Source organism: Loktanella sp. M215, from assembly GCF_021735925.1.
Lineage (GTDB): Bacteria > Pseudomonadota > Alphaproteobacteria > Rhodobacterales > Rhodobacteraceae > Loktanella.
In genome coordinates, this window is record NZ_WMEA01000001.1 from 3,292,808 (window position 1) to 3,308,761 (window position 15,954).

17 protein-coding genes are annotated in these 15,954 nt (G+C 67.0%); 8 read left to right on the forward strand and 9 right to left on the reverse strand.

The features are described from left to right. Positions 1-67: 67 nt before the first annotated feature. Positions 68-1,303 (forward strand): multidrug effflux MFS transporter, encoded by a 1,236-nt coding sequence (locus tag GLR48_RS16260; RefSeq protein ID WP_237062968.1) that lies wholly within the window; start codon positions 68-70, stop codon positions 1,301-1,303. Between the two features lie 9 nt (positions 1,304-1,312). Here GLR48_RS16260 and GLR48_RS16265 read toward each other — a convergent pair whose 3' ends face one another. The 8 genes from GLR48_RS16265 to GLR48_RS16300 form a co-directional block, all read right to left on the reverse strand. Then, entirely contained in the window at positions 1,313-2,077 is a 765-nt protein-coding gene (locus tag GLR48_RS16265; RefSeq protein WP_237062970.1) for a LamB/YcsF family protein, read from the reverse strand. After that, positions 2,074-3,099: a biotin-dependent carboxyltransferase family protein gene (locus GLR48_RS16270; protein ID WP_237062971.1), complete on the reverse strand. Its 1,026-nt coding sequence runs from the start codon at positions 3,097-3,099 to the stop codon at positions 2,074-2,076. Before GLR48_RS16270 ends, GLR48_RS16265 begins: the two co-directional genes overlap by 4 nt. Then, positions 3,096-3,836 carry a 5-oxoprolinase subunit B family protein gene (locus tag GLR48_RS16275; protein ID WP_237062972.1) on the reverse strand — a complete coding sequence of 247 codons (741 nt, stop codon included), beginning with the start codon at positions 3,834-3,836 and terminating at the stop codon, positions 3,096-3,098. The genes GLR48_RS16270 and GLR48_RS16275 overlap by 4 nt, the downstream gene beginning before the upstream one ends. A 112-nt stretch (positions 3,837-3,948) precedes the next feature. Further along, positions 3,949-5,142 carry a kynureninase gene (gene kynU, locus GLR48_RS16280; RefSeq protein ID WP_237062973.1) on the reverse strand — a complete coding sequence of 398 codons (1,194 nt, stop codon included), beginning with the start codon at positions 5,140-5,142 and terminating at the stop codon, positions 3,949-3,951. Positions 5,143-5,193: 51 nt separating this feature from the next. After that, positions 5,194-6,279: a cupin domain-containing protein gene (locus tag GLR48_RS16285; protein ID WP_237062974.1), complete on the reverse strand. Its 1,086-nt coding sequence runs from the start codon at positions 6,277-6,279 to the stop codon at positions 5,194-5,196. 78 nt (positions 6,280-6,357) lie between these two features. Beyond that, positions 6,358-7,854, reverse strand: a complete 1,497-nt coding sequence (locus GLR48_RS16290; protein ID WP_237062975.1) for a fumarate hydratase — start codon at positions 7,852-7,854, stop codon at positions 6,358-6,360. 77 nt (positions 7,855-7,931) lie between these two features. After that, complete coding sequence (locus GLR48_RS16295) at positions 7,932-9,293, reverse strand: Y-family DNA polymerase (RefSeq protein ID WP_237062976.1); 1,362 nt, start codon at positions 9,291-9,293, stop codon at positions 7,932-7,934. A 15-nt stretch (positions 9,294-9,308) separates the two neighbouring features. Then, on the reverse strand, positions 9,309-9,680 hold the full coding sequence (locus GLR48_RS16300) for a hypothetical protein (protein ID WP_237062977.1): 372 nt from the start codon (positions 9,678-9,680) through the stop codon (positions 9,309-9,311). An 81-nt stretch (positions 9,681-9,761) separates the two neighbouring features. Between GLR48_RS16300 and GLR48_RS16305 the strand changes: the two genes are divergently transcribed. The 6 genes from GLR48_RS16305 to GLR48_RS16330 all read left to right on the forward strand — a co-directional run bounded on the left by GLR48_RS16305 (position 9,762) and on the right by GLR48_RS16330 (position 14,111). Then, entirely contained in the window at positions 9,762-10,514 is a 753-nt protein-coding gene (locus tag GLR48_RS16305) for an alpha/beta fold hydrolase (RefSeq protein ID WP_237062978.1), read from the forward strand. Then, on the forward strand, positions 10,511-10,882 hold the full coding sequence (rbsD, locus tag GLR48_RS16310; protein ID WP_237062979.1) for a D-ribose pyranase: 372 nt from the start codon (positions 10,511-10,513) through the stop codon (positions 10,880-10,882). The genes GLR48_RS16305 and rbsD overlap by 4 nt, the downstream gene beginning before the upstream one ends. Before the next feature lie 260 nt (positions 10,883-11,142). Beyond that, a complete protein-coding gene (locus tag GLR48_RS16315; RefSeq protein ID WP_237062980.1) occupies positions 11,143-11,493 on the forward strand; it encodes a hypothetical protein in 351 nt (116 codons plus the stop codon). 134 nt (positions 11,494-11,627) lie between these two features. After that, positions 11,628-11,990, forward strand: coding sequence for an SUF system Fe-S cluster assembly protein (locus GLR48_RS16320; RefSeq protein ID WP_237062981.1), 363 nt, complete (start codon positions 11,628-11,630; stop codon positions 11,988-11,990). Between the two features lie 20 nt (positions 11,991-12,010). Then, positions 12,011-13,687: a mechanosensitive ion channel family protein gene (locus GLR48_RS16325; protein ID WP_237062982.1), complete on the forward strand. Its 1,677-nt coding sequence runs from the start codon at positions 12,011-12,013 to the stop codon at positions 13,685-13,687. A gap of 61 nt (positions 13,688-13,748) precedes the next feature. Next, the gene (locus GLR48_RS16330) at positions 13,749-14,111 is read left to right on the forward strand and encodes a HesB/IscA family protein (RefSeq protein WP_237062984.1); all 363 of its coding nucleotides are present in this window, start codon (positions 13,749-13,751) and stop codon (positions 14,109-14,111) included. A gap of 59 nt (positions 14,112-14,170) precedes the next feature. On the opposite strand, the gene GLR48_RS16335 is transcribed toward GLR48_RS16330, so the two are convergent. Next, the gene (locus GLR48_RS16335) at positions 14,171-15,109 is read right to left on the reverse strand and encodes an isopenicillin N synthase family dioxygenase (RefSeq protein WP_237062986.1); all 939 of its coding nucleotides are present in this window, start codon (positions 15,107-15,109) and stop codon (positions 14,171-14,173) included. Between the two features lie 70 nt (positions 15,110-15,179). On the opposite strand from GLR48_RS16335, the gene tpiA reads away from it, so the two are divergent. Then, positions 15,180-15,923, forward strand: a complete 744-nt coding sequence (gene tpiA, locus GLR48_RS16340) for a triose-phosphate isomerase (protein WP_237062988.1) — start codon at positions 15,180-15,182, stop codon at positions 15,921-15,923. Positions 15,924-15,954 lie beyond the last annotated feature (31 nt).

Here is a 15,954-nt window from a genome sequence, read left to right on the forward strand (position 1 = left end):
ACAAGGGTTGCCGCAGAGGAACGGTGGGATAATTAGCAAGGCAACTACTTTGATCCGGAAAAAACCAATGAGCTTCGTTCTGACCGCGGACGACAGGCGCAATCCTGCCGTCCTGCCGTATTTTGAATTCGTAGCGATGATCGCGTTGCTGATGGCCCTGAACGCCGCGGCGATCGACGTCTACATCCCGGCGCTGCAGGATATCGGGTCCGCCCTTGGCGTCACGGACGAAAACAAGCGTCAGTTCGTCATCACCGCCTATGTCATCGGCTTTGGCGGCGCGCAGATCTTCTACGGCCCCCTGTCGGACCGGTTCGGGCGCAGGCCCGTCCTGTTTGCGGGCCTCAGCATCTATCTGCTGGGCGCCGTGGCCGCCGTCTTTGCGCCGACCTTCGAGACGTTGTTGCTGACCCGTCTGGTACAGGGCATCGGTGCCGCCGCGACACGCGTCATCGCGACCTCCGTCGTGCGCGACCGCTTTGCGGGTGCGCGGATGGCCAGCGTGATGTCGCTGGTGATGATGGTCTTCATGGTCATGCCGGTCTTTGCCCCCAACATCGGGTCTGCGGTCCTCTATTTCGGCACGTGGAGAGAGCTGTCGGGCTGCATGTTCCTGTTCGGGGTCGTCGCACTCGTCTGGTCATGGGCACGCCTGCCGGAAACCCTGAACCCCGAAGACCGCCGCGAACTGCGGATCAAGCCGGTGTTCGAGGCGTTCCGCATCGTGCTGACCAACCGCATCGCGTTTTGCTACACCTTGGCCATGGCGGCCTTCTTCGGCGCGCTTTTCGCCTTCATCGGTCAGGCAGAGCAGATCTATACCGGCATCTACAACGTCGGCCCGCACTTCACGATCTACTTCTCGCTGGTCGCGGTCTTCATGGCGGCGTCGTCCTTTGCAAACTCGCGCCTTGTCGCGCGGTTCGGGGTCAAGCGTCTGTCGCACGGTGCGCTGATCGGGTTCACGAGTGTCGCGGCCGTTCACCTGGCCCTCGCCGTCGTCTTCGGCGGGGCGACCCCGTTCCCGATGTTCCTGACGCTGTTCATCGTGATGATGTGCTTCTTCGGCTTCGTGCCCACGAACTTCAACGCCATGGCGATGGAGCCGCTAGGCCGTGTTGCCGGCGTCGCCTCCTCGGTGCTGGGGGCGGCCCAGACGCTGGGTGGCGGCTTGCTGGGCGGTGCGGTCGGATACCTTTACAACGGGACGCTGATCCCGCTCTTGTCCGGTTTCCTTGGTCTCGCACTGATCTCGCTGATCTGCGTGCTGGTGGCAGAGCGGGGGCGCCTGTTCGGCGCCTGACCAACCGGGTCAGGCCGTCGGGGCCGCGATCCTGAAGCCCGCCTCGTCCAGCGCTGCGGCCAACGTCCGAGCAATCGCCAGCGCCTCTGCCCCGTCGCCGTGGACGCAAATGGTGTCGATGCGCGTCGGCAACCGCTTGCCGCCCGTCGTGGTGATGGCGCCGTCGCGCAGCATGGCGACGATGCGTGCCGCGGCGGCGACAGGATCGTGGATCATGGCCCCCGGCAGTTTGCGGTCGGTCAGGGTGCCGTCGTCGGCATAGGTGCGGTCGGCAAAGACCTCGGCCGACCACGCGGCCCCCAGATCGGTCGCCGCCTGCGCCAGCGCCGTTTCCGGCATCACGACCAGACGCAGATCGGGCTGCACCGCAAGGGCTGCGCGATAGCAGGTCGTGGCCATCTCCAGATCTTCGCAGGCCATGTTGGACAAGGCGCCGTGCAGCTTGAAATGCGCCAGCCGCGCCCCCCGCGCCTGCGCCAACGCCATGGCGGACCCCAGTTGATACTGGATCATGTGGGTGAGCTCCGTGCCGGATAAATTGATCCGCCTGCGCCCGAACCCCTGCAGATCGGCAAAGCCCGGATGGGCGCCGATGGCGACTCCGGCGGCAAGTGCCAGGTCCATCGTGCGCGCCATGGTGTCGGGATCGCCCGCGTGAAAGCCGCAGGCGATATTGGCAGAGCTCACGATCTTGAGCAGCGCCGCGTCGTTCCCCATGGGCCAAGGGCCAAAGCTTTCGCCCATGTCGGCGTTCAGGTCGATGGTCCGGGTCATGGTGCAGGCTCCAGTTCGTCACCGGCGGTCACGCCGCCGATCAGTTGATAGGACAGAAGGTCGGGAATGTCCGCAGGGTCGCGCAGCAGCGGCAGGACGCGGGCGCGGAGTGCTGCAATGACCTGCGCGTCGGACTGGTGCAGGGCGTCCGCCTCGGCCAGCGTCACCCAGTGGAAGCGCAGCGGTGCGTCCAGCGATGCCTGCACCGCGCGCGCCATGTCGGCGCCGATCACGGTGCCGATCCGGGGATAGCCGCCGATGGTCTGGCATTCGGCCATCATCACGAAAGGCGTGCCGTCGCCGGTGATCTGCACGTCGCCCGCGCGCACGAAATCGGACACCGGGCTGGCGCTGCCCACCGCCGCAAAAGGGTCGCCGTCATGGACCAGCGGCGCGCCGGTGCGGCTGGCCCGGGGGCTGCGGGTAAAGGCAGTCGCAGCGAGGCGCGCGCGGGTGCCCGCGTCGAACATCGCGGTCTGCGGGCCGGGCATCAGGCGCAGTACGCCGCCGCCAAGGCTGTCATCAGACGGCAGGCTGCAGTGGGTCCGGTCAGGCTGCGGATCGGTCCCCAGGGTCAGCACCGCGCCATCGTGCAGCTTGTCGCCCAAGCCCACCGACAGATGCGTGGCATGGCTTCCCAGCAGGCCCGGCCCCGCGATCCCGCTTGCCGGTGTCAGATAGCCGTAGGTGCCCGCGACGGCCCCACCAATGCTGAGCGTCTGGCCGGGCATCAGCGTGTGGGTCGCATTCCAGCGCAGGCGACGACCGTCGATCTGCGCGGTCATCACGGCACCCGTCAGGGCAAAGCGCAGGGGAGCGTTGCTGCGAAACTGGCCGCCCAGCCCTGCCATCTCGATCGCTGCACCGGGCTGCGCCAGCCCCAGCAGCGCCGCCCCGCCGATCAGCGCCTGCCTGTCCATCGCGCCCCCCGGCGAAAGCCCCACGCCGATCCGGCCCGGACGGCCCAGATCCTGCAAAGTCATCATGGGACCCGCCTGCACGATGGTCAGCGTGGCACTCATGCCGTCACCTCGCACACGGCGCCGCCCAGACCGTCCGCATCATCACGCAGCGCCGCGATGCGAGAGGCATCGGTCTGCGCAAAGCGGATGCGGTCGCCGGCGCGCAGGGCAAAGGGTTCTGCCCGGTCGGCGCGGAACGGCGCAAAGGCACAGGACCCGATCCAGCGCCAGCCGGTGGGACTGGGGTTGGCGAACAGCACAAGCTGCCGCAGCGCCACGACCAGCGCCCCCGCTGGCACCTGCGGCGTCAGTTCCCGCTGGCGCGGCATGTCCCACGCCTTTGGCAGCAGACCCAGATAGGGCTGGCCGGGGGCAAAACCGATGGCGAGCACGCTGACCTCCGTCTCGGTCAAGGCGGTGATCGCCTCGGCGACCGACAGCCCCGCCAGCTCTGCAGCCTGTGCCAGTTGCGGCCCAGCGTCACCGCCGAAACAGGCGGGGATCGTCCACAGGCGTGTCGCAGGGGGCGCGCCTTTGGTATCGTCGTTCTCCAGCAGGCCCAGCAGGACAGCGGTCAGGTCGGCACGCGTCACCACGTCGGGTCCGAACCGGATCAGCGTCGATGCCAGCGACGTCGCGACCTCTGTCACGCCGGTCAAGTCGGCCCGCCGCACCTTGTCACCGAAGGCCTGTGCGTCCCGTGGCGCCGCCCGATAGCCGTCACCAAAGCGCACCAGAATACCGTCCTGTCCCAACGGGACAATCTGCGGCGGGGACTGCATGTCGTCGTGGGTCATCCAGACCTCTTTCCTAGACGCTTGGCCTATTTTGCATGACGCCTGAACGACAGGCAATGCGTGCCGAAAGAAGACCGCTGTTCAGTTTGGCGTTAGGCCGGGATTGCCCGCGTCAGGTCACGGCGCCACGCACATGATATTTGGCGTCACGCCACGCCTCTGTGGTCAGGATGTCGGCCATGATGTCGACGGCACCGGTGATGTCGTCCGCATCCAGATAAAGCGGCGTGAAACCAAAGCGCATGATGTCAGGCGCACGGAAATCGCCGATCACGCCGCGGTCGATCAACGCCTGCATGGCCGCATAGCCTGCGTCGAACCGGAACGAGACATGTGAACCGCGCTGTGCCGGGTCACGCGGACTGGCAAGCGTCAGTTGCGGGCAGCGCGCCTCGACCTCTGCGATGAACTGCTCCATCAGCGCGACCGATGCGGTGCGGACGTCCGCCAGCGAAACGCCCTCCCAGACCGACAGGGCCTGTTCAAGTGCCGACATCTGGATCACCGGCGGCGTGCCGACCCGCATGCGCGCGACCCCGCCCGCAGGCTGGTAGTCCATGTCGAAGGCGAAAGGCGCGTTGTGGCCCATCCACCCTTGCAGGGCTGGCCGCGCCGTCTCTGCCAGATCGGGCCGGACATAGATGAAGGCGGGCGCGCCGGGACCGCCGTTCAGGTATTTATACGTGCAGCCGACCGCAAAGGCGCAGCCCGATCCCGCAAGGTTGATCTCGAACGCGCCGGCGCTGTGGGCAAGGTCCCAGATCATCACGGCACCCGCATCATGTGCCGCTTGGGTGAGTGATGCCATGTCGTGACGCCGCCCCGTCCGGTAATCGACCTGCGTCAGCATCACGGCGGCGATGTCGTCGGTCATGGCCTGCGCCACATCCTCGGGGGCGACGATGCGCAGCTGGTGGCCCTGCCCGATCAGGTCCAGCAGGCCTTGCGCCATGTAGACGTCGGTGGGAAAGTTGCCGCTGTCGGTCAGCACCACCCGGCGGTCCGGGTTCATCTGCAGGGCGGCGGCCAGCGCCTGATAAACCTTGATCGACAGGGTATCGCCCGCGACGACCGACCCCGCCGGCGCCCCGATCAGCCCTGCGATCATGTCGCCGACGCGGCCGGGCTGGGTGAACCAGCCGGCGTCGTTCCAGCCCTTGATCAGCATCTGGCCCCATTGGTCGGTGACCATGCGCGCGACATGACCGGGCACCGCGGCGGGCAGCGGTCCCAAAGAATTGCCGTCGAGGTAGATCACACCGTCAGGCAGATCGAAGAGGTGTTTGCGCGTGACGCTTTGGGTCATGGGGATCGCCTTTGAAGCTGTGAGAGAGGTGTGACCGGGGCGGCCCGCAAACTAAGCCAGATCGGTGCCAAACGCGCCCGGCAAGGCGACCTCGAGCAGTTCGACATCGTCGGTCGGATCGGCGTAGCGTGTGACATGGCCCGGCGGGATGACGAAGGCATCACCCGGTGCCAGCCGGCAGGGATCGCGCCCTTCGCCTTCGAGGGTCAGGCCGCCCTCCATCACGAAGGTAAAGAGGATGCCGGCATCATGGGTGGCCCAGACCGGGTCGCCCTGCCCGCGCCGCACCACGCTGACACCGGCCACGTTGCCGGTGTTCGTCGCGATACCGGTATCGCGGGCGGTATATCCGGGCAAGCGGAACGGCGTCCATGTCGCGCCTTCGGCCCGGTGATGCACAAAGCGCTGGCCGTCGAAAGTCCGGTCGGGGTTGGCCGGACCGTTGGGCAGGGTCATGACGTGGTCGATGGTCGTGACATGCTCGGCGGGCACGCCGACCTCGATCACCTCGATATTGTCGGAGGCGTAGAGGACCCGGTGCCGAATCTGCGGCGGCTGGATGACGCAGTTGCCGGCGTGCAGGCGGAATGGCTCGCCCTGATCCTCGTAGACCAGATCGACCCAGCCGCGATAGCAGAAGATCAGCTGAAACCCGACCGTGTGGTAATGCACCATGTCGGGCACGGGGCCGCCGTCGGGGATGCGGATGTGGCTGGCGATGATCGACCCGCCCAGCCGGTCGGGGATCAGATCGCGGTAATGCATGCCCGCCCGGCCCACGATCCAAGGCGCCTGATCCGCGAGGCGGCGCACGACGAAGGAATGATTGGGCTGCGGCGTGATCAGGGGCGGGTGCAGATCCGCGATCTCGATCCGGGTGCCGTTGGGGGCGGTCAGGACGCGGGCCCCGTTTGCAAAGCTGTCTGGATCGTCCATGCACAGGCGCAGGGTGCCTGCAGGCTCGGCTGCGCCTTTCTCGATCCGCAGGCGCAGGCCGTGGCCCGAGAAGACCGCGACCGAGGGGTCGTCGGCGGGAAAGATCATGTCAAGGCGCAGACCCAACGTCTTGGTATAGAACGGAATATCGTCGCGCAGTTCCTGCGTCGGCAAGCGGATTTCGCCTTGTATTTCGCGCACTCCGGTCCCTTTCGCCGCGTTTCGGGGCGAAGGTAGTCCGCGGCGTGGCGATGCACAAGAAGCGCCGCGCGGCGGCCGTCAGGCGGTGCGCCGCCAGGCTTTCGGGCCGATCTCGTGGATCGAATTGCCCTTTGTGTCGACGGCGAGCGTCACCGGCATGTCCTCGACCCGCAGGCGATAGATCGCCTCCATCCCGAGGTCCTGGTAGGCGACGGGTTCGGCCTCCTTGATCGCCTTCGACACCAGATAGGCGGCACCGCCGACGGCGATCATGTAGACGGCCCCGTGGGCGGCGATGGCCTTCAGCGCTTCGGGCCCGCGTTCGGCCTTGCCGATCATGACCTTCAGACCGGTCTCCGACAGGATGCGGTCGGTGAACTTGTCCATCCGGGTCGAGGTCGTGGGACCGGCGGGGCCGATGACCTCGTCCCCCACCGGATCGACGGGACCAACGTAGTAGATCGCGCGGCCGCGCAGGTCGACCGGCAGCGCCTCGCCCCGATCCAGCGTGTCGACCATACGTTTATGGGCCGCGTCGCGCCCGGTATAGAGCGTACCGGACACCAGCAACGTGTCGCCGGGGGTGAGAGAGGCCAGCGTCGCGTCGTCCAGCGCGTCGAGGTCGATCCGGCGCGCATGGCGTGCGGCAGCGTCCAGCGTGACCTGCGGCCAAAGCGCCAGATCAGGCGGGGTAAAGGTCACAGGCCCCTGCCCGTCCAGCGTGAAATGCACATGCCGGGACGCGGCGCAGTTCGGGATCAGTGCCACGGGCAAGGAGGCCGCGTGGGTCGGGAAGTGCCTGATCTTGACGTCCAGCACCGTCGTCAGCCCGCCCAGCCCCTGCGCCCCGATCCCCAGCGCGTTGACGCGGTCGTAGATCTCCAGCCGCAACTCCTCGACCCGGTCCTGCGGGCCGCGGTCGATCAGGTCGAAGATGTCGACGGGGTCGTTCAGCGCCATCTTGGCCATGGTCATTGCCTTGTCGACGCTGCCGCCGACCCCGATGCCCAGCATGCCCGGCGGGCACCAGCCGGCGCCCAGCGTCTCGACCGTCTGCACCACCCAGTCCGCGACAGAGGCGGAGGGGTTCAGCACCGCGAACTTCGTCTTGTTTTCGGACCCGCCACCCTTGGCGCTGACGGTCACGTCCACAGTGTCACCGGCCACCATCTCGACGTGCAGCATCGCGGGCGTGTTGTCGCCGGTGTTGGCCCGCAACCCGAAGGGGTCGCGCACGACCGAGGCGCGTAGCGGGTTCGTGTCGAGCAGATAGGCGCGGCGCACGGCGTCGTCGACGATGTCCTGCAAGGGGCGTTGCCAGTCGGTCACGGCCTGCACGCCGACGGTGATGAAGACATTCGCGGTGCCGGTGTCCTGACAGATCGGCCGCTGCCACAGCGCGCACATCCGGGAATTCGTCAGGATCTGGCCGATCGCGTTCTTTGCACCCGGGCTTTCCTCGCGCCGGTAGGCCTCGCCCATCGCGGTGATGAAATCGACGGGATGGTAGCAGGCCACGAATTGCAGCGCATCGGCGATGCTGTCGGTTAGATGAGCCTCGGTGATGGGGGGCATGGGAACCTCGGTCCGGTGAATGGCGTCTGCGCGCAGGTTAGGCGCCGACCGTGGCGATGTCACCGCCCGACGGACCGTCAGACGGTGACGAAATGGGTATCGCCGTCGGCAACAGCGGGGCCGCTGAAATCGGCGGCGTCAGGGATGCGGCCAAAGGCGATCTTGGCCCCGACATAGCCGCCCGGCACCTCGGCCATGGGCCCCAGCGACAGGGCCTGCGGTCCCAGCTTGGCGCGCAGCCCGTCCATCAGGTCGCTGACCTTTTCCCATTTCGCCCGATCTGCCGTACCGGACGCCCCGCCGGACACCCCCGGTGTGGCGCCGAACAGGTCCGTCATCATCTCGGCCTCGGCGATCAGGCCGTGCAGCATGATGCTGACCGACCGCGGCTGGAACGGCAGATGCCGCTCCGCCTCGGCCAGACCCACCGCCAGTGCTGTCAGAAAGCTGTGGTCGTCGCGGGCGGGCGCAAAGGCTGCGTCCCAGGTCCATTGCCGGTCATCCGTGCGCCGGCCCGCGGGGGTCCGTGGGCCACCCGCCCGAAAACCGAGCGTCAGCTTCGTCGCGCGCACCCCGGCCCGTCGCACCCGACGACCGGCACTTTCGGTCAGCAGGCGGGCACAGACCTTGACCTTTTCAGGGTTGCGCCAGTCTTGCGGCAGGATGCGGCTGTGACCGAACGCGCTTTTCTGCGTGGCGGGGCGTTCGGTGTGATAGCCGTGCAGGTCGTTCCAGAACCGCTCGCCTTCGACGCTGCGCCAGATCGCCCGCGCCTGCTTGGGTGCCAGCGCCCAGAGGTCCGTGAAGTCGCGGACCCCCGCCGCCGCCAGCCGGGCGCGCATGCCGGTGGAGACTCCGGGCAGATCGCCAAGGTCGATCCCCGTCAGCGCCTGCGGCAGGTCTTCCGCGCGGATCAGGCTGAACCCGTCCGGCTTGCGCCGCTCGGCGGCGATCTTGGCCAGAAGCTCTGTCGGGGCCATCCCGATGGAGCAGGTGAGCATATCGCTGAAGGCCTCCACCAGCGCTGCCTTGATCCGCCGCGCGAGGGCATCGCCCGCGTCGCCTTCGGCGGGCAGCAGATGGCAGACAACCTCGTCGATGGACCGGACGTGCGCGACGGGGACTACGGTCGCGATGACGTCGAGGATGCGGTTGTGCAGACGCACGTAGACGTCATGGCGTGCGACGACAAAGATCATGTCGGGGATGATCGCGCGGGCTTTCAGGATCGAGGTGCCGGATTTGACGCCAAGCGCCTTGGCCTGACGACTGACCGCGATGCAGCTGGTGTGCAGCGCATCCAGAGGCACCACGCCGACGGGGCGGTCGCGCAGATCAGGGTTGAAATGCTGTTCGGCAGACGCAAAGAAACTGTCGAAATCAAGGTAGAGCCGTTCGATGCCGCGGGCCTGGCCGCGCGAATGCTGGGTCATGGTCATCGTTACCCCGCGCCGTCAGATCTGGCCCTGCGACCAGAACCACCAGACGGCGGCGATGAAGCCGCAGATCCCCACGGCGGCGACGGCCGCCAGCCGGCGCAGCAGGCGCGTGATCAGCTCCTGCGTGGGGTCGACGCCGCGCAGATAGGTCTCGACCCGGTCGGCGGCCAGCCCCACGGATTTTGCGTCCACCATCCGGGCCAGCCGCGGATGGCCTTGGGCCACGTCCGCCCGCACCACCGCGCGCAGATCCCGCAGGACACCGCGCGGCAGGCTGCGTCCGACCTTGCCCGCCTGCTGTTCCAGCGTCGGGCCGCGCAGCTTCAGACGCTGCTCCAACAGAGTGCGGATGCGGGCGGTCTTGCGGGTGAGGGTATCAGCGGCCATACGGGATGTCGTAACCGCGCACCGGTCCATCCTCAAGCCCGATGACGCGGTCCCCTGCGATACCGAACACGAGGCCGCCCCATGCTGCACACCATCGTTCACGGCGAACCGACCGACGCGCCGCCCCTCATGATCGTGCATGGCCTCTTCGGCTCTGCCCGCAACTGGGGCGTCATCGCCAAGCGGCTGTCGGACACCCGGCAGGTCATCGCCGTCGATCAGCGCAACCATGGCGCCAGCCCCTGGATGGACAGTCACACCTATCCCGACATGGCCGCCGATCTGGCCGAGCTGATCGAGGATCTGGGCACGCCCGTCGACGTGCTGGGCCATTCCATGGGCGGCAAGGCCGCGATGGTGCTGGCCCTGACGCAGCCCGCGCTGCTGCGCCGCCTGATCGTGGCCGATATTGCGCCAACGGCCTACAGCCACACGCAGGACGGCCCGCTGGAGGCGATGCGCGGCGTGGACATGACCCGTGTCGCCTCGCGCAAGGACGCGCAGGCGCAGATGGATGTCGACGCAGGCACCGCCGCATTCCTGCTGCAAAGCCTCGATCTGGCACACCCCCGCTGGGTGCTGAACCTTGACGTGCTGTCGCGCGACATGGCCGCGATCGTCGGCTGGCCCGACACGCCGGGCCAGTTCGACGGCCCCACGCTGTTTCTGCGGGGGGCCACCTCGGCCTACGTCCCCGACAGCGCCCTGCCCGCGATCCGCGACCGGTTCCCCGCAGCCACGGTCGAAACCATCGCGGACGCTGGCCACTGGCTGCACGCCGAACAGCCGCGCGCGGTCGAAGCGGCTGTGCGCCGTTTTCTGGAGGCCGCATGAAAAAGACGGGTATCCTGAACGCGGAGTTGTCGCGCCTTGTCGCCACGCTGGGCCACGGCGATCTGCTGGTGATCGGCGACGCGGGTCTGCCGGTGCCGCCGGGCGTGGCCTGCATCGACCTTGCGGTCACCCATGGCGTGCCGAGTTTTGCGCAGGTCCTGACCGCGGTCCTGTCGGAAATGCAGGTCGAATCCTGCGTGATGGCGGCAGAGGCCGCGCCGGCGCTTCTGGCTCTCGCCCCGATGCCGCCCCGCAGTGTGGATCATGCGGCGTTCAAGGACACATGCCGCACCGCACGCGCCGTCGTCCGCACGGGAGAGGTCACGCCCTACGCCAATATTGGTCTTTACGCAGGCGTTGTGTTCTAGATTAAATGCGATGTCAGGAAGGCGGCGAGGCTCAGGCCGCCCAACAGGGCGATGAAAAGATAAGGGATCGTCTGCATGGCATGCCTTTCCACGGTATGAGACCCTTCAACGCAGGCCACCCGAAAGTCCGTCGGTCGGCGGAACGATTGTCACATGACATGCGTTGACCGGTCGTCACCTGCGTCGAAGACATGCTGATGGCACCCATTCTGCGGTCCGGTCAACGGACGTCGCGCCCCCTATCGAAGGTTTCCTGTTCCATGTTCACCCCGCGTAATATCGTGATCGTCATCATCGCCGGCATCCTCGGCACGATCGCCAACTCGATCATCATCAACATCATGGCGGGCGCCCCCGTCATGCCGCTGATCCTGTCATTGGGTCGCAACGCGGTGGCGATCATCGTGGCGCTGCTGCTGATCCCGATCTTTGCCCGCAACGCGAACGCCACGGCCTGGGTCACAGCCCTCGTGGCGCTGACCGTCATCCCGTCCCTGCTGGCCAAGTTCGTCTTCGGCGCGGGCGCGCCATGGACCTTCGTGCTGTGGGTGAATTTCGTCTATGCTTTCGTCGCGACGCTGGTTTACGCGGTGTCTTACCGCCGCGTCTGAACCTGCAAACGCCCAAGGCTCCTGCCCGTAACATTCGTTGCGGGCAGGGGTCGATTTACGGCCCTGCGGCACGGCCCTTTACGGGCGGTCCGACAAATCCTATATGATCAGTCAGGATTAGACGGGGAATGACCATGACAGACCAGACCGCACCGATGGAAGGCACGCCACTGATCGCGCCCTCCAGCACGGACCATCCCCTCCACGAAAAGATCGTCGAGGCCTGTCGCACGGTCTATGACCCCGAAATTCCGGTCAACATCTACGATCTGGGGCTGATCTACACGATCGCCATCGACGACGACAGCGCGGTCAAGGTGATCATGACCCTGACCGCCCCCGGCTGCCCCGTGGCCGGAGAGATGCCGGGCTGGGTCGCCGACGCCATCGAACCCCTGCCCGGCGTCAAGCATGTCGACGTCGAAATGACGTTCGAGCCGCAGTGGGGCATGGACATGATGAGCGACGAAGCGCGCCTGGAACTCGGTTTCATGTAGCCTTTCGCGCGGGACGCCTTATGTCCCGCGTCATGTTGACACACCATGCCATCCTGCGCCTGACGCTCGTCCTGCTGCTGCTGCCGTTTCAGGCGGCGGCGCAAGACGATGTATTCCCCCTCGACCAGCTGAACGTGGGGCTGACGAACCCGGGTCCTCAGGTCGACCGCGACACGCCGCAGGCTGCGATGGAAAGCTTCATCGACCTGACCGACGCCGGCGATCTGGACGCTGCGGCGCATCTGCTGGACCTCAACGACATTCCCGTTCAGGCACAGGCGCAGGCGGGTCCGTTGCTGGCCCGTCAGCTGGCCTCCGTGATCGACCGCAAGATCGTGGTCGACTGGAAGGACCTGCTGGAACGGCCAGACGCCATGGTCACCACGGGCGACGGCCCGATGGTGGGCCAGCCGCAGAAAAGCGTGCTGATCGGCTACCTCGAAAAGAACGACCGCATCGTTGCCGTGCGCCTGAACCGCGTTCAGGTTGGCGAGGACGATCCCGTCTGGGTCTTTTCGCGCGACACGGTGGACAACATCCCCGCCCTCTATAGCCTCTACGGCCCCAGCCAGCTGGAGCAGATGCTGCCAGATCCCCTGCGCCACCCCGCCTTCTGGGGCATGCAGTGGTGGGAGGTCATTGGCCTGCCGCTCATCGCACTGGTGACCGGGCTCGTCACGCTGCTGACTTGGCGCGGCACGAACCTGATCGCCCGCCACCAGCCCTCTGCCCTTGTCAGCGAGCTCTTGCGGGCCACGCGGATGCCCCTGACGCTGGCGATCCTCGCCTTCACGCTGTCGGTCACCACCGCACAGGTGCTCGTCGTCTCGGGCATCGTCGATGCAATCACCGCCCCGCTGATCGTGATCCTCTTCGTCGTCGCGGCGATGATCCTCGCGATCAACGTGATCGACGCCGTGCTGCAGCGCATGACCGGCACGCGCGATGTGGAGGAGCTGGCCTCGCCGGAATTCGGCGACCAGCGCGCCCGCGCGACGACCATCGCGGCGCTGCGCCGCATGGCGATCGTGCTGGCGATCATCGTGGGGGCCGGTCTGGTGCTGACCTCGACCCAGACCTTCAGCGGCGCGGGTCTGTCCGTGTTGGCCAGTGCGGGCGGGATCGCGCTGGTCCTCGGCTTTGCCGCGCGCGAGGTGCTGGGCAACATCATGGCCTCGATGCAGATCTCGCTCAACCGCTCGGCCAAGGTCGGCGACCAGTTGATCTACGACGGCAACCTCTGCACGGTCGAGCGCATTCACTTCACCTTCGTGCAACTGAAGGTCTGGGACGACACGCGGCTGATCGTGCCGGTATCCAAGTTCGTGTCCGACGCCTTCATCAACCGCAGCACCAAGACCTACGGCATGATTCGTCACGCCACTCTGATTTTTGCGCCGCGCATCGACGTGGGCCGCCTGCGCGACCATTTCCACGACTGGTGCGCGCAGGATGACCGGGTCGACGGCGACCCCGACGACATCGACTGCGTCGTGACCGATCAGGGCGACAGCGGCATCCACGTCCGCTTCGACGCCCCTGTCAAGGACCCGACCGAGGGCTGGAACTTCGAATGCGACATGCGCGAGGAGTTGATCCGCTTCGCCGCCACCCTCGAAGACGAGGACGGCACCGAATACCTGCCCCACATGGGCAGCGGCACGGCGGCGGACGCAGGACCGGGCGCGCCCGGCTGACCCCCTTGAGGTCGCGCCGCCCTGCCCCTACATTGGAAGTGTCAATCTGAAAGGACATCCCATGTTCGGCATCCCCGGCAAGCAGGCGGTCAGCATCACCCCCAAGGCCGCCGCCCAGATCGCGAAACTGATGGCCCGCGACGGGCATCAGGGATTGCGCGTGGGCGTCAAGAAGGGCGGCTGCGCGGGTATGGAATACACCATGGACTACGTCACCGACGTCAACCCTCTGGACGAGGTGGTCGAAGCCGATGGCGCGCGCGTCATGATCGCCCCCATGGCGCAGATGTTCCTCTTCGGCACCGAGATCGACTACGAGACGACCCTGCTGGAAAGCGGCTTCAAGTTCCGCAACCCCAACGTCGTCGACGCCTGCGGCTGCGGCGAATCGATCAAGTTCGACGAAAACCTCTCCGCCACCTGATCCGGCGCGCAACACCCCCCTCTCTATTTCTTAAATATCCCCGCCGGAGGCAGGCCGCGTCAGCGGCCTTTCTGCAGGTGAACATAGGTCTGATCGAACCGCCGCTGCAAATGATCGATGGCCAGCACCGGATCGGCACCCGGCGGCGCGACGTTCGCATCGTGATCGGGGTTGAAGAACAGCGGCACGGAAATCCGCTCCTCTGACCCGCCCACGACCCGGTGCGGCGTGGCCTTGATCCGGCCGGCGGTCCAGATCTCCAGCATCTCGCCGAAATTGATGACGAATTCGCCCGGCTGGGCGGACAGCGGCGTCCAGCTGCCGCCGCGGCGGCGCACCTCCAGCCCCGGCGTGCCGTCGGTGGCCAGCAGCGTCAGGCAACCGTAATCCGTATGGGCCGCAATGCCGAAATCCCGCTCGCCCGCCCCCATGGGCCGCGCGGGATAGAAGTTGCCGCGCAGCAGGGCCATGGGCCGCCTGAAACGGTCGGCAAAGAACGCGCCCTCCTCGCCCACCGCATCCAGCAGGGCCACCAGCAGGTCGCGGGCAAAGGCCGTGGCGTCGGCATAATAGGCGCGCAGGACATCCGCGAAACCGGGCGGCGTGTCAGGCCACAGGTTCGGCGCATAGGCGGGCAGTTGCGCCAGCGGATCGCCCGGCGGCAGGGTCAGACCGCAGTCAAAGACTTGCTTGTAATCGGGATTCGCGTCGGGGTTCACCTGCTCCGACCCCGGCGCGCCCCAGCCCCGGTTCGATCCCGTGCGCGCCATGTCCCAGCGGACCTTTTCCGCCGCAGGCAGCGCAAAAAAGGCGCGGTAGGTCGCGATCACGTCGCGGACGCGTGCAGCGGACAGGGGCGTGTCGTGAACGGTCAGGAAACCGATCTCGGATGCGCCCAGCCGGGCGGCCGCCTGCGCTGCGGCATGGTCGGGATGGCCTGCGTCCAGCAACGCCGCGGCACTGATCCGGGGGATGGCGGGGGGTGGGGTCTGGGTCATGGTGCGCTGGGCCTTTCGATCCGTTCACGCAGTTGCTACCAAAGTGCCAGACAAACGCAAAGGATGGATCATGCGCCGCAAACTTGCCGCCGGGAACTGGAAGATGAACGGAACCACCGATGCGCTGGTGCAGGTCAAGGCGCTGACCGACGCGCACCCGGACCCGGACGTGGACCTGCTGCTCTGCCCGCCCGCCACGCTGATCGCACAGATGGCATGGGCGCGTGGCACGCACGCGCTGCAGATCGGGGGGCAGGATTGCCACGCATCCGACAGCGGCGCGCACACGGGCGACATCGCGGCTGTGATGCTGAAGGACGCGGGCGCCAGTCACGTCATCGTCGGCCACTCGGAACGCCGTGCCGACCACGGCGAGACCGATGAGGACGTCTCGGCCAAGGCCGCGGCGGCCCATGCGGCCGGCCTGATCGCGGTGATCTGCATCGGAGAGACCCTCGCGCAGCGCGACGCAGGCGAAGCCCTGCAAGTCGTCACGGATCAGTTGAAGGGATCGCTGCCGCAGGGCGCCACGGCGGCCAACACGGTGATCGCCTATGAACCCGTCTGGGCCATCGGCACCGGACGCGTGCCGACGCTGGACCAGATCGGAGAGGTCCACGGCACCCTGCGCGGCACCCTGCGCGACCTGATGCGCGAGGCGGCGGGCGTGCGGATCCTTTACGGCGGCTCTGTCAAGGGATCGAACGCGGCAGAGATCTTCTCGGTCGCGGATGTGGACGGGGCGCTGGTGGGCGGTGCCAGCCTGACCGCCGCGGACTTCGGCCCGATCATCACGGCGCTGGAAAACGCCTGACGCAAAGTCGCCCGCCGTGCATCGGCGGGCG

Bases quoted from the DNA above. Each gene is read 5' to 3' on its own strand.
- GLR48_RS16260 (WP_237062968.1), top strand. From the start codon at position 68: ATGAGCTTCGTTCTGACCGCGGACGACAGGCGCAATCCTGCCGTCCTG.
- GLR48_RS16265 (WP_237062970.1), bottom strand. From the start codon at position 2,077: ATGACCCGGACCATCGACCTGAACGCCGACATGGGCGAAAGCTTTGGC.
- GLR48_RS16270 (WP_237062971.1), bottom strand. From the start codon at position 3,099: ATGAGTGCCACGCTGACCATCGTGCAGGCGGGTCCCATGATGACTTTG.
- GLR48_RS16275 (WP_237062972.1), bottom strand. From the start codon at position 3,836: ATGACCCACGACGACATGCAGTCCCCGCCGCAGATTGTCCCGTTGGGA.
- kynU (WP_237062973.1), bottom strand. From the start codon at position 5,142: ATGACCCAAAGCGTCACGCGCAAACACCTCTTCGATCTGCCTGACGGT.
- GLR48_RS16290 (WP_237062975.1), bottom strand. From the start codon at position 7,854: ATGCCCCCCATCACCGAGGCTCATCTAACCGACAGCATCGCCGATGCG.
- GLR48_RS16295 (WP_237062976.1), bottom strand. From the start codon at position 9,293: ATGACCATGACCCAGCATTCGCGCGGCCAGGCCCGCGGCATCGAACGG.
- GLR48_RS16300 (WP_237062977.1), bottom strand. From the start codon at position 9,680: ATGGCCGCTGATACCCTCACCCGCAAGACCGCCCGCATCCGCACTCTG.
- GLR48_RS16305 (WP_237062978.1), top strand. From the start codon at position 9,762: ATGCTGCACACCATCGTTCACGGCGAACCGACCGACGCGCCGCCCCTC.
- rbsD (WP_237062979.1), top strand. From the start codon at position 10,511: ATGAAAAAGACGGGTATCCTGAACGCGGAGTTGTCGCGCCTTGTCGCC.
- GLR48_RS16315 (WP_237062980.1), top strand. From the start codon at position 11,143: ATGTTCACCCCGCGTAATATCGTGATCGTCATCATCGCCGGCATCCTC.
- GLR48_RS16320 (WP_237062981.1), top strand. From the start codon at position 11,628: ATGACAGACCAGACCGCACCGATGGAAGGCACGCCACTGATCGCGCCC.
- GLR48_RS16325 (WP_237062982.1), top strand. From the start codon at position 12,011: ATGTCCCGCGTCATGTTGACACACCATGCCATCCTGCGCCTGACGCTC.
- GLR48_RS16330 (WP_237062984.1), top strand. From the start codon at position 13,749: ATGTTCGGCATCCCCGGCAAGCAGGCGGTCAGCATCACCCCCAAGGCC.
- GLR48_RS16335 (WP_237062986.1), bottom strand. From the start codon at position 15,109: ATGACCCAGACCCCACCCCCCGCCATCCCCCGGATCAGTGCCGCGGCG.
- tpiA (WP_237062988.1), top strand. From the start codon at position 15,180: ATGCGCCGCAAACTTGCCGCCGGGAACTGGAAGATGAACGGAACCACC.